The organism is Micromonospora sp. CA-246542 (genome assembly GCF_050942905.1).
GTDB lineage: Bacteria > Actinomycetota > Actinomycetes > Mycobacteriales > Micromonosporaceae > Micromonospora.
This window is the reverse complement of record NZ_CP192040.1, coordinates 5745293-5766349: the sequence shown is the minus strand read 5'-3', so window position 1 is coordinate 5766349 and position 21057 is coordinate 5745293. Positions and strand designations below refer to the sequence as shown.

Here is a 21057-nt window from a genome sequence, read left to right as displayed (position 1 = left end):
CAGCCGATCACGGCTGGTTGTCGACGACGACGGTCATCTCCCTCGGGTACCGCTCCAGGTCCTCAAGGTCGATCCAGTCTTCGCCTGGTCGGATTCGGTGGAATCGAAACGTGCCGTTGGTGTCGTTCGCCAGGATGATGCAGCGTACGGCTGTTGGTCGCGGTAGGGCTCGGACGAGGCGCAGCACGGCGTCAGCCACGACCATGCCGAGCCGTAGCAGAACGCCCTGGTCGTCAGTGCTGATCTGGGGCTGCCCATCGTCGCGGATCGTGACCTGTACCGGGGCGTAGTCCTCCAGGTGGAAGCTGTTGTAGTTGCACTCGTAGCCGGTCAGATCCTGCCAGCCCATCTTGGCGACGGCGTCAGATGCGGAGGCTGGCGCAGCGGGCCAACGGTCCTTGTGCGCGGTGAAGATCAGAGCGCCTTCGTTGTCCGTGAGTCCCCACGCGAGCAGGTTTTGCAGGTCCTGGTCGAGGGCGTCGCACAGGGTTGGCAACTCAGTGGCCGCCAGTGGTTGTAGTGCGGTTGCGCCGGCTTCGTTCATCCGGATGGTGAGCACCGTCGCACCCTAGTGGCGTAGCGCCAAGCGCTGGAGTTGATCTCTTCGTCGGGAGGCCGTGGTGATCGAATCGACCGAAGCGCCAAGCCGCCGACACGCGATAACGGTGGTGCGCCCGGCAGGATTCGAACCTGCGGCCTTGGGATTAGAAGTCCCCTGCTCTATCCGCTGAGCTACGGGCGCGCGGCGTGGAAGTCGCGCCAGAAGGGTACCGCCGACCCGCCGCGCGTCAGGTCGACGGGTGCCGCCTCCACGTTGCCGTGCAGAGTCTCACGAGGCGGCTCCGGTCGGCATCCGGGTTCCCGCGAGGAGGCCGGTCGTCTCCCCGTACCCTCGGCTGGTGTTGCTGGACCCCGACGCCGAGAGCAGCGTCGCCTACGAGCTGTGCCAGGTCGTCGGTCGGGCGATTTTGCCCTACCGGGCGGCCGACGCCTACGGCACCGCCTTCTTCTTCCAGAGTGGCGACGACCCGGTGGGGGAGGCGCTGCTGACGGCGGCCGACCTCGTCGGCGCGGTGGGCGGTGAGCTGGGCCTGCGGGCCAGCGTCACCGAGCCGGCGGGCGTCGCGCCGGACGCCGTCGCGCAGGGCGAGATCGTGCCCGGTTGGTCCAGCTTTCCGGGCGACGGGGTCGCGGTGCTGCCGACCGCCGGCCTGCACCGCTACGCGGGCGACGGCGGCTGGCGGTGGCGCGTGCAGCCGGTACCGGCGGGGATCGCCGCCGGGCCCGAGGCCGTCGCCGACCTCGGCGCCGACGCCAGTTCCGCTTTCGTGCTGGCCCATGGGGTACGAGAGGACGGCTCCCGCCCCCTGGAGGTGGCGATCGAGCGCGTGGTCCGCGACGGGGACGACGTGCGGATCACCACGGAACTACCACCGGGGTACGTGGGCGCGCCCGTCTTCGTCGTGCGGGCCGACGCCACGGGGGACGTGTCGTTGTACTGCCTCGGCCTGGTGCTGCCCGGCGTCGGCGGGCACCCGGTGGCGACCTTCGACCGGATCGGCGCGGTCCTGTCGGCCGCGCGCGGCGACGCCTGAACCCGGCTCTACCGCTCAGTCGCCCACCGCTGTGACCTCGGCGGTGTCGGTCGACGGGCGGCGGCTGTGCGGCAGCGGAGGCGCGTCGGTGTCGGCATCGTCGTCGGCCGGAGCCGTGGGGCCGGCGGCCAGGAACGCCTCGGCCCAGCGGCCGACCTCGTCGAAGACCTTCGCCCGTACAGCCGGGCCGGAGAGCGTGAGGTCGTGCAACCCGCCGTCGAAGCGGGCCAGGGTGACGTGCTGGCCGAGGCGGGGCGCGTACTTCACCATGTGGCCGACGTCCAGCACCGCATCCGCCAGGGTGGCGTTGTCGTGCCACTTCTTGCCCCGGAAGGAGCGGGTCGAGCAGGCCAGCAGCACCGGAACCGGGATGTCCAGGCCGGCGCGCAGCCGACGCTGGCCGGTGCGGATCGCGTTCAGCCAGCCGGCCCGCACCGGGAACCCGGCCAGCGGCTTCCAGGCCAGGTCATAGGTCCACTCGCCGCGGTGGTCGGCGTGCAGGCTCTCGCCGTACACCGTGCCCAGGCCCAACGGCAGGACGCGGTGCGGCGCCCTGCGGCCCAGCCGGGCGACGGCGGCCGCGAGGGGTCGACGGACCGCCCAGGGAGCGTTGAGGTCGAAGAAGGGGCTGTTGAGGACCAGACCGTCGACGAGACCGGCGTCGCGGCGGGCGTCCGCCCAGAGCGAGATGATCAGGCCGCCGGTGGAGTGGCCCATCACCAGCAGGGTGTCATGCTCGTCCTCACCGCGGATGATCTCGGCGGCGGCGTCCAGCTCGGGGAAGTAGTCGCTGATGTCGCGGCAGAAGTTCGGCGTCTGGTGCGCGAGCAGACTACGACCGTACTTGCGCAGGTCGAGCGCGTAGAAGTCCCAACCACGCTCGGCGAAGAAGTCGGCCAGGTGGGTCTGGAAGAAGTAGTCGACGAACCCGTGCACGTAGAGCACCGCCCGCCCGGTGGGGCGCTCGGCCCGCCGCCGGACCAGGGTCGCGACAACGGGACCTTCGTCGTCGGTGCCCAGGTCGATCGTCCGCCGCTCGTAGGGCAGCCCCAACACGTCCGGTTCCACAACCGCGACGCTACGCCGCCCTGCCTACCCAGCGGTACCCCCGCCCGCGTCCGCCTCGCCCCCGCCCGCGCCAGCCTCGCCCCCGCCCGCGATCTTGCATTTTCTGTTGCGGCATAACTACTGGAAAGCCGCATATTGGCATCCGAAAGTGCAAGATCGCGGGCGCGTCGGGTGCGTCGGGCGCGTCGGGCGCGTCGGGCGCGTTGGGCGGGCCGGGCGTGGGTGGGTCAGACCGTTTCCGCGTCGGCGCGGGCCGGGTCCTCGTCGATCGGGTCGGGCTCGCCCTGGGGCTGCGGGATGTCGCGCAGGTGCTTGTTGTTCCTCGGCTCCTGGCGGGTCTTGGCGTCGTTGAGCTTGCGACGCAGGTCGTCGCGGACGTCGTTGAGGGCGGCGTGCAGGTCCTCCTCGGTGGAGGTGGTGACGATCTTCTGCCGGCCGGCGATCCAGCACTCCAGCGTGACCTTCTGACCCCGCGCCTCCCGGTCCTTCACCGACACCTCAAGCTCGGTGGCGTCGGCGTGGAACCCGGCCAGTCGGGCGTCGAGGGTGGCGAACTGCTCGGCGATCCAGTTGCGGTCGCCCTGCGAGAACCCCGCGCCGACCCGCAGGCACTCGCCCACGGTCGCCGGGTTCGCCACGGCGCTCATCGCCGCACCTCGGAAACGGTCGCGGAGCCGAAAGTAGTGATCGTCATGGTGCTGACCTCTCGTCGACGTGGAGCTTGTCGGTGGTGCGTTGATCAAATCCATACCCAGTTCGGTCGGCTCCGGAACCGCCCTCGGCCGTTCAGGTGGGTCGGCCGTACCACAGCAGGGGCTTGATCAGGGCGTTGTCCACAGGTGGCCCGTTGTCCACAGGTCCGGGTGGCGGCGCTGGCGGTGGCCGTCGACATCGCACAGGCTCGATGCCGAGTCGACTCGAGCTGGCACACCCCCGATCCCCTGGAGGGACGATGTTCGACACGTACGTCACGATCGTCGGCAATATTCTGACGGCGCCCGAGTGGCGTCGGACCAAGGAGAGCAACACGCTGGTGGCCAATTTCAAGGTCGCCTCCACCGCACGCCGCCTCGACCGCGACAGCGGCCGTTGGGTCGACGGGAATTCGCTGCGCGTCCGCGTCAACTGCTGGCGCAAGCTCGCCGAGGGCGTCGCCGCGTCGGTGATGGTCGGCGACCCGGTGGTGGTCTGCGGTCGGCTCTACACCCGCGACTGGATCGACGAGGCCGGCACCCACCGCACCCTCTACGAGTTGGAGGCGGTCGCGGTCGGCCACGACCTGTCCCGGGGGCGCGCCCGCTTCCTCCGTAACCGGCCGACCATGACCACCAGCATCGTCGAGGACGCCGCGACCGAGAGCCGCGTGCACGGCGAGCCCACCGAGCCGGTACCCGCCGAGGAGGCCCCGGCACTGCCCGACGACGGCCCGCTCGACGACGACTTCGAGCTGCCCGAGTACGCCGCACCGCGTACCAGTCCGCTGGGCCACGGTCCGCTCGACGTCGCCCTGGACGACGACGGGCTCACACTCGCGGCGACGGCGGACGACGCCGACCCGGAGGACGACCCCGACGACGAGCTGGGGCCGGTACCCGACGAGGGCCAGCCGGGTGTCCCGTCGTCCGGTCGGGGCCGGCGGGGCCGAGGCCGGGTGCCGCAGCCGGCATGAGTGTCCGGTCCCGGGGCGGCAGCGCGGCCGCCTGAGGCCGACGGCGTACGCGCCGGGGGCACGACGGGGCGGGGTGGCGGCGCGGCTCGCGTCGTCACCCCGCGTGAGCAGCGCGGGTGGAGGAGAGTCCGGTGGAGTACGGCAGGCGCGGCTGGCGCATGCGGTGCTCGTCTAGGCTGGCCGGCCGGGGGTGGTGAGCGTGCGACGGACAGCACCGGTGGCGAACGCGGTGGGCCTGGTGGCTGGTTACGCCCTGGACCGGTTGCTCGGCGACCCCCGCCGGTGGCACCCGGTCGCCGGGTTCGGCCAGGTGGCCGGCGCTCTGGAGCGTCGCCTGCACCGCCCGGACCGGACCGCCGGGGCGGCGTTCACGGCACTGGCGGTCGGTGGGCCCGTGGCGCTCGGGGTGGCCGCCACGCTGGCCACCCGGCACCGGCCGGTGAGCCGCGCGGTCCTCGTCGCCGCCGGCACCTGGACCGTGTTGGGCGGCCGCACCCTGCGGCGCGAGGCCGCGATCATGGGTCGGACGCTGCGCGACGGCGACCTGCCCGCCGCGCGGGAACGCCTCGGCAACCTCTGCGGCCGGGACCCGTCGACCCTGGACGAGTCGGAGTTGGCCCGAGCCACCGTCGAGTCGGTCGCGGAGAACACCTCCGACGCGGTGGTCGCCCCGCTGCTCTGGGGCGCGGTCGCCGGCCTGCCCGGGCTGCTGGGTTACCGCGCCGCGAACACCCTGGACGCGATGGTCGGGCACCGGTCGGAGCGCTACGCGCGGTTCGGCACCCCGTCCGCCCGGCTCGACGACCTGCTCAACCTCGTGCCGTCCCGGCTGACCGGGCTCCTCACCATCGCCGTCGCTCCGGTGGCGCACGGCGACCGGGACCGCGCCTGGCGGGTGTGGCGGCGGGACCGCAACGACCACCCGAGCCCCAACGCCGGCCAGTGCGAGGCGGCGATGGCCGGCGCGCTCGGCGTCCGCCTCGGTGGCCGCAACAGGTACTTCGGGCGCTCCGAGGTCCGCCCGTTCCTGGGCGACGGCCCCCGTCCCGAGGCGCGACACCTCAAGCGGGCCGCGCGTATCTCCGGTGCTGTCGGCCTGGCAGCCCTCGGGCTGGCCGCCGCCTACCCGCTGACCGTCGGTCGTCTCACCGGCGCGGCCGCGCGGCGGGGCGTGCGAGCGGTGACCGGGCGGGGTGCCGGCCCTGTGCCGGCCCGAGAGGCGGTTCAGCGCGGCCCGTGGACAGGCCTCTCGCTGCCCCTCGGGGCAGAGCGTGGCCGATGGCCAAGCCGCCCAGGGCCCGTGGGGGCGGAGCGTGGCCGATGGGCGGGCCGCCCAGGGCCCGTCGGGGCGGAGCGTGGCCGGATCGGCGGCGTCACGGGGCGGGGGAGCGGGCGATGAGCGGCGGGCTGCTGGTCGCCGGCACCACCTCGGACGCCGGCAAGAGCGTGCTCACCGCCGGCATCTGCCGCTGGCTGCACCGGCGGGGCGTGAAGGTGGCGCCGTTCAAGGCGCAGAACATGTCGAACAACTCGGCCGTCGTGGTCGGTCCGGACGGGCGGGGTGGGGAGATCGGCCGCGCCCAGGCCATGCAGGCCGCGGCGTGCGGGCTCGCACCGGACCTGCGCTTCAACCCGGTGCTGCTCAAGCCGGGCAGTGATCTCGCCAGTCAGGTGGTGCTCCTCGGCGAAGCGGTCGACACGATCACCGCCGGCACCTTCCGGCAGCTGCGACCCCGGCTCGCCGAGACCGCGTACGCGGCGCTGGGTGAGCTGCGCGCGGCGTACGACGTGGTGATCTGCGAGGGCGCGGGCAGCCCGGCGGAGATCAACCTGCGGGCCGGGGACTACGTCAACATGGGGCTCGCCCGGCACGCCAACCTGCCCGCCATCGTGGTCGGGGACATCGACCGGGGCGGCGTCTTCGCGTCGATGTTCGGCACGGTGGCCCTGCTCGACCCGGCCGACCAGGCTCTCGTCGCCGGTTTCGTGATCAACAAGTTCCGGGGCGACCTCGGCCTGCTCCAGCCGGGGTTGGACATGCTGCGTCACGTGACCGGCCGTCCCACGTACGGGGTGCTGCCGTGGTCGCTCGACCTGTGGCTGGACGCGGAGGACTCCCTCGCCTACGGCCGGGTACTCGGTCGTCCCGCCGCACCGCACGGCACCGAATGGCTGGACGTGGCCGTCGTCCGGCTGCCCCGCATCAGCAACGCCACCGACGTGGAGGCGCTCGCCACCGAGCCGGGTGTCCGGGTGCGTCTCACCGTCGAGCCGGCCGAACTGGCCTCCGCCGATGTGATCGTCCTACCCGGCTCGAAGTCGACAGTCGCGGACCTGGCCTGGCTACGCGAGACCGGCCTCGCCGACGCGGTCGCCGTCCACGCGGCAGCCGGCAAGCCGCTGCTCGGCCTCTGTGGCGGGTTCCAGATGCTCGGCCGAGCCATCCACGACCCGGTCGAGAGTCGGCAGGGCAGCGTACCCGGGCTCGGTCTGCTGCCCATCGAGATCACTTTCGATCCCCGCAAGACCGTCCGGCAGTCGGTGGGCGCCGGCCCCGGCGACGTGACGGTCCGCGGCTACGAGATCCACCACGGGTACGTGTCGCAGGCCGACCCGGACCTGCCCCCGCTGCTGACCGGGGCCGACGGCGCGGGCGAGGGAGCGATGCTCGGCGCGGTGCACGGCACGCACTGGCACGGCGCGTTCGAGTCCGACGGTTTCCGCCGCTGGTTCCTCACCGAGGCGGCACGGCTGGCCGGACGTACCGGCTTCCGGGTCGCGCCGGCCACCAGCTTCGCCGCCGCCCGGGAACGCTCGCTCGACCTGCTCGGCGACCTCGTCGAGGAGCACCTCGACACCGACGCCCTCTGGCGTCTCATCGAGACCGGCGCACCCGAGACTCTCCCCTTCATCCCGCCCGGCGCTCCACCCACCTGAACGCCACCCCGGCGACGGACCACCGCCTCCGGCGTCAACAGCCCCACCCCCGCGACGGACCACCGCCTCCGGCGTCGATCATGAAGTCGGGGTGCCTGATATGTCGCTGATAGCGCCCTACGTCCGGCACCACGACTACTTGATCGGCGGGGCGGGGTAACGGGCGGGCGGGTCAGAGGCGGATGTCGGCGGGGCGGTCGGTGGTCGGTAGGCCGGCGGCCAGCCACGCGTCGACGCCGCCGATCATGTCGGTGGCCCGGCGCAGCCCGAGGGTCTGGAGGCTGGCGGCGGCCAGGCTGGAGCTGTAGCCCTGGCGGCACACCACGATGATCTCCCGGTCGTACGCGGTGGCCTCCGGGATGCGCCAGGCGCTGGCCGGGTCGAGCCGCCACTCCAGCACCGTGCGGTCGATGACCACCGCCCCGGGAAGGTCACCCTGTTCGCGGCGCTGCGTGTCGGTACGGGTGTCGACAAGCAGAGCGCCACCGCGGACCGCCTCGACGGTCTGCTGTGGAGTCAGTCGGTGCAGCCCGGCGCGGGCCTGTTCGAGCAGGGCGTCGATGCCGGGGCTCATCACGTCTCGGAGCACCACCGAATCATGCCGACTCGGGTACCGGCCCGCGCGGCGAACGCACCGCCCGTCACCCCTCGCCACCCCAATTCCCCCGGACGTGAGAATGGCCGCCCCAACAGGCTCAGTCAGACATGTCATACGGCCGAGATCGGCGTGATCGACTCGGTTTCCGTGAGGTTGGGGTGTCGTGGCGGGCGCAAGAGAGCGACATCCGTGAAACCGAGTTGATCAAGGCTGGCCCGGCGAGCGTGGACTAGCGGCATACTGCGGTCGTGCACGGACTCGCCGCCAGGGGACCGCTCGGCCGTAAGGGTCCGCCGCTGCGTGAGCCCGGCACCCTTCGACACCGGGACGACGCCGACGGCCCGACCGAGGGTTCCGCCGCGCAGGTGGCGCCGGTGGCAGTCGTCGAGGCGTACACCAAGGTCGCGCGCCGGGTGCTCGCGGGCCCGGCGCGGTTGGGACGGACCCGGCTGGTCGCCGTCGACGGGCCGAGCGGCGCGGGCAAGAGCCGGTTCGCGGCGCACCTCGCGGATGCCCTGGCGGCGCTGCCCGGCGGGCGGCCGCCCGTGGTGCACACCGACGACCTGCTCGACGGCTGGGACGACCAGTTGACCTTCTGGCCCCGGCTCGACGGCGAGGTGCTGGCCCGGCTGCGCCAGGGTGAGCCGGGCGCGTACCGGCGGTACAGCTGGGTGCGGCGGTCCTTCCTGCCCAGCCCGGTGCCGGTGCCGGTGACGCCGGTGCTGATCGTGGAGGGGGTCAGTGCCGCCCGTGCCGTCGTCCGGCCGGAGCTGACGCTCGCCGTCTTCGTGACCGCGCCCGCGCCGCTGCGGCTGGCCCGCGCGGTCGAGCGGGACGGGCCGGAGATCCTGCCGGAGCTGCGCCGCTGGCATGCCGGCGAGCGGGCGCACTTCGCCGCCGACGACACCGTCGCGCACGCCGACCTGGTGGTCGACGGCGCGCCGACGCTGCCGCTCGACGCGTCGCGCTACTTCGTGCGGGTCCCCCCAGCGGGTACGGGCTCCGCCGGCCGGCCTGGGTAAGGCCGGCATACGATGCCGGTCATGACCTCACCGATCATGTCCGAGTCCGAGGTGCGGGCCGCCGTCGAGCGGGAGATGCCCGGCGTCCGGGCCGACCTCGAACGCCTCGTCCGCATTCCCGGCATCGCCTTCGACGGCTTCGACCACTCGCACGTCGAGCGTTCCGCCGAGGCGGTCGCCGAGTTGCTGCGCGGCTGCGGCCTGGACGTCGACATCGTGCGTTCCGGCGGGCAGCCCGCCGTGATCGGCCGGCGCGCGGCCCCGCCCGGCGCGCCCACGGTGCTGCTCTACGCCCACCACGACGTACAGCCGGTCGGCGACCGGTCGCTGTGGGAGTCCGACCCGTTCGAGCCGGTGGAGCGCGACGGCCGCCTGTACGCCAGGGGCGCGGCCGACGACAAGGCCGGCATCATGGCGCACGTCGCGGCCCTGCGGGCGTACGGGGACGCGCTGCCGGTCGGTGTGGTGCTGTTCATCGAGGGCGAGGAGGAGTTCGGCTCCGACTCGTTGGAGCGGCTGCTCGTCGAGCACCGCGACGAGATCGCCTCGGACGTGATCGTGATCGCCGACTCGGGCAACTGGGACATCGGCGTACCGGCGCTGACCACCTCGTTGCGCGGCATCGTCAACTGCTTCGTCGAGGTGCGCACGCTGGACCACGCCGTGCACAGCGGCATGTTCGGCGGCGCCGTCCCGGACGCGCTGACCGCGCTGGTCCGGCTGCTGGCGACCCTGCACGACGACGCCGGCGACGTGGCGGTGGACGGCCTCGTGAGTCGCGAGGGCGCGACTGTCGACTACCCGGAGGACCGGGTGCGCGCCGAGTCCGGACTGGCCGAGGGTGTGCGTTTCATCGGCACCGGCCGGATCACCGACCGGATCTGGACCAAGCCGGCGGTGGCCGTGCTCGGTGTCGACGCTCCGGCCACCGGTGAGGCGCCGAACGCCCTGGTGCCGGCCGCGAAGGCCAAGCTCAGCGTCCGCCTCGCCCCGGGCGACGATCCCAAGCGGGCGTACGCGGCGGTGCGCGACCACCTGGAGAAGCACGCGCCGTGGGGGGCGCAGGTGACGGTCACCATCGAGCACGACGGCGACCCGTGCGTGATCGACGCGTCCGGGCCGATGTTCGACGCCGCCCGCTCGGCGTTCCAGGCCGCCTGGGACGGCACCGAGCCGGTGGACATCGGTATCGGCGGTTCGATCCCGTTCATCGCCACCTTCCAGGAGATGTTCCCGCAGGCGGCGATCCTGGTGACCGGGGTGGAGGACCCGCACGCCCGCGCGCACGGTCCGAACGAGAGCCTGCACCTGGGCGAGTTCGCCAAGGTCTGCCTCGCCGAGGCCCTGCTGCTGGGCAAGGTGGCCGCAGCGGCCGAGTGATAACGGCAAGTTTGCGGCTGAACTGCGTGTTTACGGCGTGTCGTCGATGGGATTGTTATAGGCTTTCGAACATGAGTACGAACGAGGTGATGGCCCGGTTGGGGGCCGCCGTCAGCGCACTGGGGGACGTCGACGTCTCCGCGTGGTCCGAGGACACGCTCAACGAACAGCTCGGTGAGCTCTCCGCCGCCCTGGTCGCCCTCGACTCGGTGCTCTCCCGGGTGGCCGGTGAGGTCCGCGCCCGGGGGTTGCGCATCGAGGAGCCCGTCTCCGCCTGATTCCCGCCGCCCCTTGAATGCCTTGAGAACCAGGGCCAGCGGGCTGCGGCACCGCGCCGACACCGCCCGGGCACGGCAATGCCCGGGCGGTGTCGGAGGTGACTGGCAGGATGAGCGTCGTGCGGTTCATCGACCTGGCGGCCACCTCCGCCGCCGTGGGCGCCACCAGTGGCCGACGGGCCAAGGTGGAGCTGCTCGCCGACGCCCTGCGCCGGCTCGACCCGGCCGAGGTGGAGCCCGGCGCCGGCTATCTCGCTGGCGAGCTGCGGCAACGCCAGACCGGTGTGGGCTACGCGAGCCTGCGTGACCTGCCCGCGCCGGCCGCCGAGCCGACGCTGACCGTGGCCGCCGTCGACGCGGCCATCGCCCAGATCGCCGCTGTGCACGGCTCGGGGGCACAGGCCCGCCGCCGCGCTCTGCTCGGTGCCCTCTACGCGGCGGCCACCGCCGACGAGCAACGGCTGCTGACCGGCCTGTTCGGCGGTGAACTGCGCCAGGGCGCGCAGGCCGGGCTGCTCGCCGATGCCGTGGCCCGGGCCGCCGAGGTGCCGGTCGCGACCGTCCGCCGTGCCCTGCTGCTCGCCGGTGACCTGCGCGCCGTGGCGGTGGCCGCGCTGCGCGGAGGGGCCGCAGAGCTGGCCGGTTTCGGCCTGCGGGTCGGCCGGCCGCTCGCGCCGATGCTCGCCCAGAGCGCACCCTCGGTCGACGAGGCGCTGGCCGCGACCGGCACGCCCGCAGTGGTCGACGTGAAGCTCGACGGCATCCGCATCCAGGTGCACCGCTCCGGCGCCGACATCGCCGTGTTCACCCGCAGCCTCGACGAGATCACCAGCCGGGTGCCCGAGGTCGTCGCGGCGGTTCGCGCCCTGCCCGGCCGGGAGCTGGTGCTCGACGGCGAGGCGATCGGTCTGGACGAGACGGGCCGCCCGCTGCCGTTCCAGCAGACCTCCAGCCGGGCCGCCCGGCGCACCACACCGAGCACCACCGGCCGTACGCCGGTCGCCCCGGCGGTACTCGCGGCCGCCGCCAGCACCGGCACGACGGTGCTCACCCCGTACTTCTTCGACCTGCTGCACCTCGACGGTGAGGATCTGATCGACCTGCCCGGCCACCAGCGGTGGGCCGCGCTCGCCGGCGCGGTGGACGCGTCGCTGCTGGTCGGTCGGATGGAGGTCGACGGTCCGGAGCAGGCCGGCGCGGCGTTCGCCGCCGCCCTCGACGCGGGCCAGGAGGGCGTGGTGGTCAAGGCGCCGGACGCCCCCTACGACGCCGGCCGTCGTGGGGCGGCCTGGGTCAAGGTCAAACCCCGACACACCCTCGACCTGGTGGTGCTCGCCGTGGAGTGGGGCAGCGGCCGGCGCAAGGGCTGGCTCTCCAACCTGCACCTCGGCGCCCGTGACCCGCGCACGGGCGACTTCGTGATGCTCGGCAAGACGTTCAAGGGGCTCACCGACGAGCTGCTGCGGTGGCAGACCGAGCGCTTCCTCGGCCTCGCCGTCGAGCGCGGCGACTGGGTGGTCCGGGTACGCCCCGAGCAGGTCGTGGAGATCGCGTTCGACGGGGTGCAGACGAGCACCCGCTATCCCGGTGGAATGGCGCTGCGGTTCGCCCGCGTGGTGCGCTACCGGGACGACAAGTCCGCCGCCGAGGCCGACACCATCGACGCCGTCCGCGCCATCCACGCGGGCCGGGTCACCGGCTGACGCCGGGCGGGGCCAGCCCACCGGCGGACGCCGGTCCAGGTCAGCCCACCGGCGGACGCCGGTCCAGGCTGGCAGGGCGGGGTCAGGCGGACGCGCTGGGCGTCGGCTCGGCCGCCCGGTCCCGCGGGGACTGCGCGCCGTCGAGGCCGGCGGCCCGGCGTGCCTCGCGGCGGGCCACCCAGCCATAGCCGAAGATCGCCATCGCGGCGAACAGCCACCACTGCACGACGTAGCCGAAGTTCTGCCAGTTGTTGGTGTGCCCGACCGGAACGGCCTTGAACGCCGGGTCGGCGGCCGGGGTCTGCTCGTCCAGCAGCAGGTAGCCGCCGTAGACCGGGTAGGGCAGCTCGCGGGCCAGCCGCGGTACGGCGATGCGGCGCGTCTCCAGCCGCCCGTCGCGGCGGTCCACCGCGCCGGCGCCGCTCTCGGTCTCGTGCACCCGGCCGTTGACCGTGACATCGCCGCCCGGCGGGGTGGGCACCGACGGCTGGGCGGTCGCGCCGCCCGGCGCGGGCGGGATCCAGCCCCGGTCCACCAGCAGCGCGGTGCCGTCGGCGAGCACGAGCGGGGTGAGCACCTCGAAGCCGACCCGGCTGTCGACCGTCCGGCCCCGCACCAGGACGGTGTTCGACGTGTCGTACCGGCCGGTGGCGGTGACGCGGGTCCAGACCCGGTCCTTCGCGGGAGCCGGACCGGCGGTGCCGGGGCCACCGGCCGGCGGACGGAACGCGTCGGCAAGGGGCGCCGGGGCCATCCGCTCGCCCGCGTCGATCCGCTCGTTGATCTCGGTACGACCTCGGTAGCGGTCCAGCTGCCAGTTGCCGAGCCACACCATGACGGCGGCGGCGACCAGCGTCAGCGCGAGGGCGCCCAACCAGCGTGGGCTCAGCAGGAACCGGTACACGGCACCGAGGCTACCCGTATGACCGGGACCACTCACCGCGACCGGGCCGGGACGGTCCGCCGACCCCCGGTTGGCGGTGCTCGCCCGTCGGTGCGGGCGGGTATCGTCACGCCGACGGATCGACCCCCTCGGTTGTCCGTCGCGTACCCGCCGCCGCCCGCGAGGAGTCGATGATGACCGTCGTGCCGCGCCTGGTGCTCAGCGCGCCGTCCTCCGGGCACGGGAAGAACGCGCTGGCGATCGGGCTGCTCGCCGCCCTGGCCGAGCGGGGTGTCGACGTCGCCGGGTTCAAGCTCGGCCCGGACCACGTCGACGCCGCGTACCTCGGTCTCGCCGCCGGCCGACCGGGCCGGGTGATCGATCCCCGGCTGGTCGGCGTCGACCGGCTCGCCCCGCTGGTCGCGCACGGCGCCGCCGGTGCCGGTCTCGCGGTCGTGCAGGGCAGCATGGGCCTGTACGACTCGGTGGGCGGCCGGCCCGAGCAGGAGTCCACGGCCGCCGCCGCGGCGGCGCTGCGCAGCCCGGTGGTGCTGGTGGTCGACGTGGCCGCGATGGGTCAGTCGGTGGCCGCGCTGGTGCACGGTTTCCGCTCGTACGACGAGCAGTTGTGGCTCGGCGGGGTGATCCTCAACCGGGTGGCGTCGTCGCGGCACGAGAGCATGCTGCGCGAGGCTTTGGACGACGTGGGCGTGCCGGTCTACGGCGCGCTGCGCCGCCAGGACCTGCCGGCCGTGCTGCCGTCCCGCCGGCACGGGGTCGCGCCGGTCGTCGACTCCTCGGCCGACGCCGTCCGCGCGGTGCGTCGCCTGGGTGAGGCCGTCGCCGCCACCGTCGACCTGGAACGTCTGCTCGGGCTGGCCCGTTCCGCTCCGCCCCTGCCGGCGGTGGCCTGGTCGCCGGGGGACGCGCTCGGTGAGCTGGTCGTGCCGGCGATGCGTCCGCTGGTCGCGGTGGCGGGCGGTCCGGGTGGCAGCTTCAGCCATCCGGAGACCGCCGAGCTGCTGACGGCGGCCGGGGCAGAGGTGGTCACGGTCGACCCGCTGCGCGACGAGGCGTTGCCCGTCGGCACCCGGGCGCTGGTCGTCGGGGGAGCGCTGCCCGAGGCGTACGCCGAGCAGCTGTCGGCCAACCGTCGGCTCTGCATCGCGGTGGCCGAGTTGGCGCGTACCGGCCGGCCGGTGGTCGCCGAGGGCGCCGGTCTGCTCTGGCTGGCCCGGGAGCTGGACGGGCTGCCGATGTGCGGTGTGCTGGACGCGGTGGGCGCGAGCCGCGATGGTCTGGTGGTGGGCTACCGGGAGGCGACCGCCGGGACCGACAGCGTGGTCGCCGAGAGCGGCACGGTGGTCGTCGGGCACAAGGAGCACCGGGCGGTGCTCACCCCGCGCGCCGGTCAGCGCCCGGCGTGGAGCTGGGACGGCGGCACGCCGGAGGGGTTCGTCTGGCGCAACGTGCACGCCTCGCAGCTCACCCTGCACTGGGCCGGTCATCCGGCGGCCGCCGCCCGGGTGGTGGCCGCGGCGGTGGGCGAGCCAGCAGCCGAGGCGGTGTCACCGCCGGTGGTGCCCGCGTGATCGGTCAGGTGGCGGTCCGCCGGTTTCCGACGTTGACCGTCTCCACCCCGCGTACGGAGGTGCGCCGGCTCACCGCGGCCGACGCGGCGGCGGCCGGCGAGATCTTCGCCGACAAGCTGACCCGGCGTTGGCTGCCGCTGCCCGGCGACTCCGGCCCGATCGACGGGCACGCCTGGTGCACCGACCTGGCCCGGCAGCGACGCGACAGCGGTGAGGGCGACCACTACGCGGTGATCCGCCGGGAGGACGACCAGGTCGTCGGCTCCCTCTGGACCCGGCGTACCGACTGGGGCGCCCGCCTCACCGAGGTCTCCTACGCGATGGCCCCCCACGCCCGGGGCTTCGGCCTGGCCGCCGAGGCCGTGGACGCGGTGGCCATCGCGTTGATCCTGGAGCACGGTTTCCAGCGGGTCGAGCTGCGGGTCGCGCCCGGCAACCTGGCGTCCCGTCGGGTCGCCGAGAAGGCCGGCTTCACCTACGAGGGCCTGTTGCGCAACGCCGGCTTCGTCGGCGGTGGCCGGGTCGACCTCGAAGTCTGGTCGTTCGTGGCGGCGGATCTGCGCTGACCCCGCCGCGAGGCGGAGTCTGCGCTGATCCCCGCCGCCACGCGGATCTTGGCCGACCCCCGCCGTCACCCGACGATGGCGTCCGAGGGTGGCGTGAACTGGCGGGTCGGTGTGCCCTTGAGGCCGTCGCGCAGTGTCTGTGCCACCGCCGCGATCGGGATCTGGGACTGCCCGTCACCGACGGCGTTGAACGGATTGTCCGGGTCGGAGATGAAGCTCGCCGCAGCCAGTTCCGGTGTGAACCCGACGAACCAGGCGGACCGGGTGCTGTCGGTGGTACCCGTCTTGCCGGCGACCGGGCGGCCGACCGTACCCCGGACGCTGTCGGCCGTCGACCAGCCGCCGCAGCCCCCGCGTGCCGGGGTGTCCCCGGTCGGGCAGCGGGCGGCGTCGGTGGCCGCGCGGGCGGCGTCGGCGCTGACCACCTGGCGGCAGCGGGGCTTCGCCACCTCGCGCTGGATGCCGCCCGGTGTGGCGTACGTGGCCGGCGTGCCGTCCCGGTTCATGATCGCCTGTACGGGTATCGCCTCGCAGTAGCGGCCGTCGGCCGCGATGGCCGCGTAGGCGTTCGCCATCTCCAGCGGGGTGGCGTCGGAGACGCCGAGGGTGAACGCGCCCCACTTGTTGGCCTTGCCCGGTGACGCCTGCTCCCGGTCGACGTCGGTGCGCCAGCGCAGGCCGAGCTGTTCGGCGAGCCGGACCGCCTTCTCCGCGCCCACCTTCTCCTCCAGCCACACGAAGTACGTGTTGACGGACTTGCCGAAGCCCGACCACATGGTCTGCTGGCCGGTCATCGCGCCGCTGGCGTTCGACGGCGCCCAGCCGTCGTAGACGGACGACTTGTAGCGGTACGGGGCGTTGAACGAGGTGGACAACGTCATCCCGGAGTCCAGCGCGGCCAGCATCGGGAACATCTTGAACGTCGATCCGGCCTGGTAGCCGGGCAGGTCGCCGCCGCCGAGCAGTGGCGCCACCGTGTTCGGGTAGTTGGCCTTGACCTTCGGCCCGGCCTCGGGATTGGAGCTGGGTGGATTGTCGGCCAGGTCCAGGGAGTAGTTCCGGTTCACCGCCATCGCCTTGACCCGCCCGGTGCCCGGTTCGGAGACCACGATGCCGTTGGCGAAGGGGCTGCCGGTGCCCTCCTTCGCGCCGACGTTCTTCTCGGCCGCCTCCTGGACCTTCTGGTCGAGGCTGAGCACGATCCGGTAGCCGCCCCGGCGCAGCTTGTCCATCCGTTCGAGGGGGTTGCTGCCGAACGCCGGTTGCGCGCTCCACCAGTTCTTCACGTAGTCGCAGGCGAAGCCCCAGCTCTGGTACTTCTCGATGATCGAGGCGCAGTCGCTCGGTGGAGTGGTGAGCTTCAGCCGGATCGGCTCGGACTTCGCGGCGGCGGCCGAGTCGGGGGACATGTAACCGAGCTGGCTCATCCGGTCCAGGACGTAGTTGCGCCGCCCGGTGGCCTCCTTCTGGTCGGAGTCGGCCGGGTCGTACTCGGAGGGGGACTTGACGAGCCCGGCGAGGGTGGCGGCCTCGACCGGGGTGAGGTCCTTCGGGGTCTTGGAGAAGAAGATCTCGCTGGCCGCGTAGATGCCGTACGCCCGGTGACCGAAGTACGCCGAGTTCAGGTAGCGCTCCATGATGTCTTCCTTGCTCATCTCCTTCTCCAGGTCCAGCGCCATGCGCATCTCCTTGACCTTGCGCAGGCTGGTCTGCTGGGTGGCCTCCTGGACCTCCTTCGGAGTGGTGGCGCTGTCCCGCAGGGCCATCCGGACGTACTGCATGGTCAGCGTCGACGCGCCCTGGGACACCCCGCTGGAGTGGGCGTTGGCCACGAAGGCGCGGGCCACGCCCTTCGGGTCGACGCCGTGGTGCTGGTAGAAGCGGGAGTCCTCGGCGGCCACGATCGCCTGCTGGATGTTCGGCGACATGTCCGACAGCTTCGTGTACTGCCGGTACTCCTCGTAGAACATGGTCAGCACGGTCTTGCCGTCCGGGGCGTACAGGTAGGAGGTCTCGGCGGGCAGGGCTTTGGTCAGCAGCCGGGTCTTCTGCTCCGTGGCGTGGGCGGTGGCCTTCGCGCCGAGCCCGGTGAGGGCGACCAGCGGGTAGGCGGCGGCAGCGATCACGATGCCGGCGATGAGTCCGGCGCGCAGGAGAGGAACGAGACGACCAGCGGCAGCAAGGGGTCGGTTGCTCACGTCGCAAAGTTATGACATTTCCGATTCGTACATGAGAAGAACTCATAAACCCGCGAGGTGGTGACATGGCTTACGTCGACATCGACTGTCCCGCCGGCCGCCTTCCCGGCAGGATCGCGGACATGCGTGATCAGCCGTGGGGGGTGTCGCCGTTCGTCGACGCCGAGCCCGACCTGGCGCACCACGGCGACGCCGAGGCCAGCGCCGGATTGGTCGACCTCGCCGTCAACGTCCGCCGGGCGCCGCTGCCGGCCTGGCTGGCCGATCCGATCGCCGCCACCCTCACCGACCTGGCCCGCTATCCGGACCCGGCCCCGGCCCGCGCCGCCGTCGCCGCCCGGCACCGGCGTCACCCGGACGAGGTACTGCTCACCGCCGGGGCCGCCGAGGGTTTCGTGCTCATCGCCCAGGCGCTGCGCGGCGTGCGCCGGCCCGTGGTGGTGCACCCGCAGTTCACCGAGCCGGAGGCGGCGCTGCGGGCCGCCGGGCACCCGGTCGAGCGGGTCCTGCTGGACCCCGCCGACGGCTTCCGCCTCGACGAATCCCTGGTGCCCGCCGACGCGGACCTGGTCATGATCGGCAACCCGACGAACCCCACCTCGGTGCTGCACCCCGCGCGGACGATCGCCGCGCTCGCCCGTCCCGGCCGGGTGCTGGTCGTCGACGAGGCGTTCGCCGACACCACGGGCGGCGCGGACACCGGCGAACCGGAGTCGCTCGCCGAGCGGCGCGACCTGCCCGGGCTGCTCGTCCTGCGCAGCCTCACCAAGACCTGGGGCCTGGCCGGCCTGCGGATCGGCTACCTGCTCGGCGACGCCGGCCTGCTGTCCCGCCTGGCCGCCGTCCAGCCGCTCTGGGCCGTCTCCACGCCCGCGCTGGCCGCCGCCGAGGCCTGCGCCACGCCCGTCGCGGTCCAGGCCGAACGCGCGATCGCCGCCGAACTCGCCGCCGACCGCGACCACCTGGTCGCCCGCCTGTCCGACCTGCCGGGCGTACGCGTCGCCGGCCGCCCCGCCAGCGCGTTCGTCCTGCTGCGCCTGCCCGACGCGACCCGGGTACGGGCCGCCCTGCGCGACCGGGGCTGGGCGGTCCGCCGGGGCGACACCTTCCCCGGGCTCGGCCCGGACTGGCTGCGGGTGGCAGTACGCGACCGAGACACCACCGACTCGTTCATCGCGGTGCTGCGCGAGATCATGGAGGCATGATGCTGGAGACCACGACGTCGGCGATCCGGCCCCCGGACGAGGCGGCGATGGCCGCCGCCCGCGAGCTGCACGGCCGGCTGACCAAGCCGGCGGGCTCGCTGGGCCTGCTGGAGAACCTGTCGGTACGCCTCGCCGGACTGGCCGGAGCCTGCCCGCCGCCGGTGCCCGAGCCCGCCGCCGTGGCGATCTTCGCGGGCGACCACGGGGTGCACGCCCAGGGCGTCACCCCGTGGCCGCAGGAGGTCACCGCGCAGATGATCGGCAACTTCCTGGCCGGTGGCGCGGTCGTCAACGCGTTCGCCCGGCAGGCCGGCGCGTCGGTCACCGTCGTCGACGTCGGGGTGGCCCACCCGCTGCCCGCGCCTGCGTCGGATCTGGGCGCGCCGCGGCTGATCGACGCATCCGTACGCCGCGGTACCCGCGACCTGTCGGTGACCGCCGCGCTCACCCGGGACGAGGCGCTGGCGGCGATCCTGACCGGCGTCCGGGTCGCCGACGAGCTGATCGACGCCGGCGCCGGCATCCTGCTCACCGGGGACATGGGCATCGGCAACACCACCCCGGCCGCCGCGCTGATCGCCGCGTTCACCGGCGTCGACCCGCTCGACTCCACGGGTCGGGGCACCGGAGTGGACGATGCGACGTACGCCCACAAGGTGGCCGTGGTGCGGGCCGCGCTGGCCCGGCACAAGCCCGACCCGGCCGACCCGCTGGGTGTGCTCGCCGCCGTCGGCGGCCTGGAGCACGCCGCCCTGGCCGGGCTGATTCTCGGTGCCGCCGCCCGTCGTACGCCGGTCCTGCTGGACGGGGTGATCGCGGTGTCCGCCGCGCTCGCCGCCGCCGCGTTCGCGCCGGACGCGGTCGCCGCCATGGTCGCCGGGCACCGCTCGGCGGAGCCCGGCGCGACGGTGGCGTTGCGACACCTCGGCCTCGACCCGCTCATCGATCTGGGGCTGCGCCTCGGCGAGGGCACCGGCGCACTGCTGGCGCTGCCGGTGGTCACCGGCGCGGTCCGGGTACTGCACGAGGTGGCCACGTTCGACTCGGCCGGCGTGGCCGAGAAGTGACCGCGTCCAACGAGCGGTCCGGTGGTGCCGGATGAGCGCGAACCCGTACCCCCTTGGTCTGCGGCTCGACGGACGGCGGGTGGTCGTGGTGGGTGGCGGCGCGGTCGCCACCCGGCGCGTGCCGGCGCTGCTGGACGCCGGCGCGGACGTCCTGCTGGTGGCACCGGAGCTGACCCCGGCGTTGCAGGCCCGGGTCGACGCGGCCCGGCTGCGCTGGGTGCCGCGCCGGTTCGTGCCCGAGGACCTGGACGGGGCCTGGCTGGTCCAGGTGGCGATCGACGATCCGATCGCGGCGGCGGCGGTCAGCGCCGTCGCGGACGAGCGGCGGATCTTCTGCGTACGCGCCGACGACCGGGCGGCCGCCACCGCCTGGACTCCGGCGGTCACCCGGCACGGCCCGGTCACCGTCGCGGTGCTCGGCGGCGGTGACCCCCGCCGGGCGATGACCGTCCGCGACGCCATCCGCGACCTGCTCGGTGCAAGGAAGGGCCCCCTACTGACGCCTGGGGTAGAGGAAGGGGCCCTTCCTCACTCGACCGGCGGCCGGGTGGCGCTCGTCGGGTCCGGGCCGGGTGACCCGGAACTGATCACCGTGAAGGGTTGGCGGCTGCTCACCGAGGCGGACGTGGTGGTCGCCGACCGGTTGGTGCCCGGCCTGCTCCTGGACGAGCTGCGCCCCGACGTCGAGCTGGTGGACGCCTCGAAGATCCCCTACGGCCCGTCCCGGGCCCAGGAGGAGATCAACCAGATCCTGGTCGACCGGGCAATGGCCGGCGCTGCCGTGGTGCGGCTCAAGGGCGGCGACCCGTACGTCTTCGGTCGGGGCGGCGAGGAGCTGCTGGCCTGCGCGGCGGCCGGTGTGCCGGTGACCGTCGTGCCGGGGGTGACCAGCTCGATCGCCGCGCCGGCCGCGGCCGGCATCCCGGTCACCCACCGGGGGGTGGCGCACGAGTTCACCGTGGTCTCCGGGCACGTCGCGCCCGACTCGCCGGCGTCGCTGGTGCGCTGGGACGCCCTCGCCGGCCTGCGCGGCACCCTGGTGATCCTGATGGGGCTCAAGAACCTCGCCGCCATCACCGAGACGTTGATCGCGCACGGCCGACCGCCGGGCACGCCGGCCGCCGTCGTCCAGGAGGCCACCACGGGCGCCCAGCGGGTGCTGCGCTCCACGCTCGGTGCGGTCGCCGCCGACGTGGACGCGGCCGAGGTGCGCCCACCCGCCGTGGTCGTGGTGGGCGACGTGGTGGGCGCGCTCGACGAGTGACGGCGGCGCTGCGGGTCCCCTACCTCGGATCG

17 protein-coding genes, 1 tRNA gene and 2 pseudogenes are annotated in these 21057 nt (G+C 73.7%); 13 read left to right on the top strand and 7 right to left on the bottom strand.

All coding sequences use genetic code 11. The features are described 5' to 3' along the window. Positions 1-7 precede the first annotated feature (7 nt). Both ACQP0N_RS26675 and ACQP0N_RS26670 read right to left on the bottom strand, forming a co-directional pair. Positions 8-559: a hypothetical protein gene (locus ACQP0N_RS26675; RefSeq protein ID WP_433114983.1), complete on the bottom strand. Its 552-nt coding sequence runs from the start codon at positions 557-559 to the stop codon at positions 8-10. Between the two features lie 107 nt (positions 560-666). Beyond that, positions 667-742 (bottom strand) — tRNA-Arg (locus ACQP0N_RS26670). 157 nt (positions 743-899) lie between these two features. Between ACQP0N_RS26670 and ACQP0N_RS26665 the strand changes: the two genes are divergently transcribed. Then, positions 900-1595: a hypothetical protein gene (locus ACQP0N_RS26665; RefSeq protein WP_433114981.1), complete on the top strand. Its 696-nt coding sequence runs from the start codon at positions 900-902 to the stop codon at positions 1593-1595. A gap of 15 nt (positions 1596-1610) precedes the next feature. On the opposite strand, the gene ACQP0N_RS26660 is transcribed toward ACQP0N_RS26665, so the two are convergent. Together ACQP0N_RS26660 and ACQP0N_RS26655 are read right to left on the bottom strand one after the other, a co-directional pair. Beyond that, entirely contained in the window at positions 1611-2663 is a 1053-nt protein-coding gene (locus ACQP0N_RS26660) for an alpha/beta hydrolase (RefSeq protein WP_433114979.1), read from the bottom strand. A 227-nt stretch (positions 2664-2890) separates the two neighbouring features. Next, positions 2891-3310, bottom strand: coding sequence for an HPF/RaiA family ribosome-associated protein (locus tag ACQP0N_RS26655; RefSeq protein WP_433114977.1), 420 nt, complete (start codon positions 3308-3310; stop codon positions 2891-2893). A gap of 305 nt (positions 3311-3615) precedes the next feature. On the opposite strand from ACQP0N_RS26655, the gene ACQP0N_RS26650 reads away from it, so the two are divergent. The 3 genes and pseudogenes from ACQP0N_RS26650 to ACQP0N_RS26640 all read left to right on the top strand — a co-directional run bounded on the left by ACQP0N_RS26650 (position 3616) and on the right by ACQP0N_RS26640 (position 7269). Beyond that, positions 3616-4332, top strand: coding sequence for a single-stranded DNA-binding protein (locus ACQP0N_RS26650; protein ID WP_433114976.1), 717 nt, complete (start codon positions 3616-3618; stop codon positions 4330-4332). 217 nt (positions 4333-4549) lie between these two features. Then, positions 4550-5524: pseudogene (locus tag ACQP0N_RS26645) on the top strand (cobalamin biosynthesis protein); the annotation flags it as partial. 203 nt (positions 5525-5727) lie between these two features. Beyond that, positions 5728-7269 (top strand): cobyric acid synthase, encoded by a 1542-nt coding sequence (locus tag ACQP0N_RS26640; protein WP_433114974.1) that lies wholly within the window; start codon positions 5728-5730, stop codon positions 7267-7269. Positions 7270-7441: 172 nt separating this feature from the next. Here the strand turns inward: ACQP0N_RS26640 and ACQP0N_RS26635 are convergent, their stop codons facing one another. After that, positions 7442-7843, bottom strand: coding sequence for a rhodanese-like domain-containing protein (locus tag ACQP0N_RS26635; protein WP_355052319.1), 402 nt, complete (start codon positions 7841-7843; stop codon positions 7442-7444). A 272-nt stretch (positions 7844-8115) separates the two neighbouring features. On the opposite strand from ACQP0N_RS26635, the pseudogene ACQP0N_RS26630 reads away from it, so the two are divergent. The 4 genes and pseudogenes from ACQP0N_RS26630 to ACQP0N_RS26615 form a co-directional block, all read left to right on the top strand. Continuing rightward, a pseudogene (locus tag ACQP0N_RS26630) lies at positions 8116-8933 on the top strand (uridine kinase family protein); the annotation flags it as partial. Then, complete coding sequence (locus tag ACQP0N_RS26625) at positions 8926-10269, top strand: dipeptidase (protein WP_433121834.1); 1344 nt, start codon at positions 8926-8928, stop codon at positions 10267-10269. The pseudogene ACQP0N_RS26630 and the gene ACQP0N_RS26625, both read left to right, overlap by 8 nt. Positions 10270-10340: 71 nt before the next feature. Beyond that, positions 10341-10547, top strand: coding sequence for a hypothetical protein (locus ACQP0N_RS26620; protein WP_030333429.1), 207 nt, complete (start codon positions 10341-10343; stop codon positions 10545-10547). Between the two features lie 110 nt (positions 10548-10657). Beyond that, positions 10658-12250 (top strand): ATP-dependent DNA ligase, encoded by a 1593-nt coding sequence (locus ACQP0N_RS26615; protein ID WP_433114972.1) that lies wholly within the window; start codon positions 10658-10660, stop codon positions 12248-12250. Between the two features lie 82 nt (positions 12251-12332). On the opposite strand, the gene ACQP0N_RS26610 is transcribed toward ACQP0N_RS26615, so the two are convergent. After that, entirely contained in the window at positions 12333-13154 is an 822-nt protein-coding gene (locus ACQP0N_RS26610; RefSeq protein WP_433114970.1) for an SURF1 family cytochrome oxidase biogenesis protein, read from the bottom strand. A gap of 170 nt (positions 13155-13324) precedes the next feature. Here ACQP0N_RS26610 and ACQP0N_RS26605 point away from each other — a divergent pair, with 170 nt between their 5' ends. After that, a complete protein-coding gene (locus ACQP0N_RS26605; protein WP_433114968.1) occupies positions 13325-14725 on the top strand; it encodes a cobyrinate a,c-diamide synthase in 1401 nt (466 codons plus the stop codon). Then, positions 14722-15291 (top strand): GNAT family N-acetyltransferase, encoded by a 570-nt coding sequence (locus ACQP0N_RS26600; protein ID WP_433114967.1) that lies wholly within the window; start codon positions 14722-14724, stop codon positions 15289-15291. Before ACQP0N_RS26605 ends, ACQP0N_RS26600 begins: the two co-directional genes overlap by 4 nt. Before the next feature lie 65 nt (positions 15292-15356). Here ACQP0N_RS26600 and ACQP0N_RS26595 read toward each other — a convergent pair whose 3' ends face one another. Beyond that, positions 15357-17489 carry a transglycosylase domain-containing protein gene (locus ACQP0N_RS26595; protein ID WP_355052270.1) on the bottom strand — a complete coding sequence of 711 codons (2133 nt, stop codon included), beginning with the start codon at positions 17487-17489 and terminating at the stop codon, positions 15357-15359. A 122-nt stretch (positions 17490-17611) separates the two neighbouring features. Here ACQP0N_RS26595 and cobC point away from each other — a divergent pair, with 122 nt between their 5' ends. Genes cobC through cobA form a run of 3 tightly spaced genes read left to right on the top strand, consistent with a single transcriptional unit; the run spans position 17612 to position 21025 of the window. Further along, positions 17612-18694 carry an Rv2231c family pyridoxal phosphate-dependent protein CobC gene (gene cobC / locus ACQP0N_RS26590; protein WP_433114964.1) on the top strand — a complete coding sequence of 361 codons (1083 nt, stop codon included), beginning with the start codon at positions 17612-17614 and terminating at the stop codon, positions 18692-18694. After that, positions 18694-19761: a nicotinate-nucleotide--dimethylbenzimidazole phosphoribosyltransferase gene (gene cobT / locus ACQP0N_RS26585; protein WP_433121832.1), complete on the top strand. Its 1068-nt coding sequence runs from the start codon at positions 18694-18696 to the stop codon at positions 19759-19761. Before cobC ends, cobT begins: the two co-directional genes overlap by 1 nt. 31 nt (positions 19762-19792) lie before the next feature. Next, entirely contained in the window at positions 19793-21025 is a 1233-nt protein-coding gene (cobA, locus tag ACQP0N_RS26580) for a uroporphyrinogen-III C-methyltransferase (protein WP_433114962.1), read from the top strand. Positions 21026-21057 lie beyond the last annotated feature (32 nt).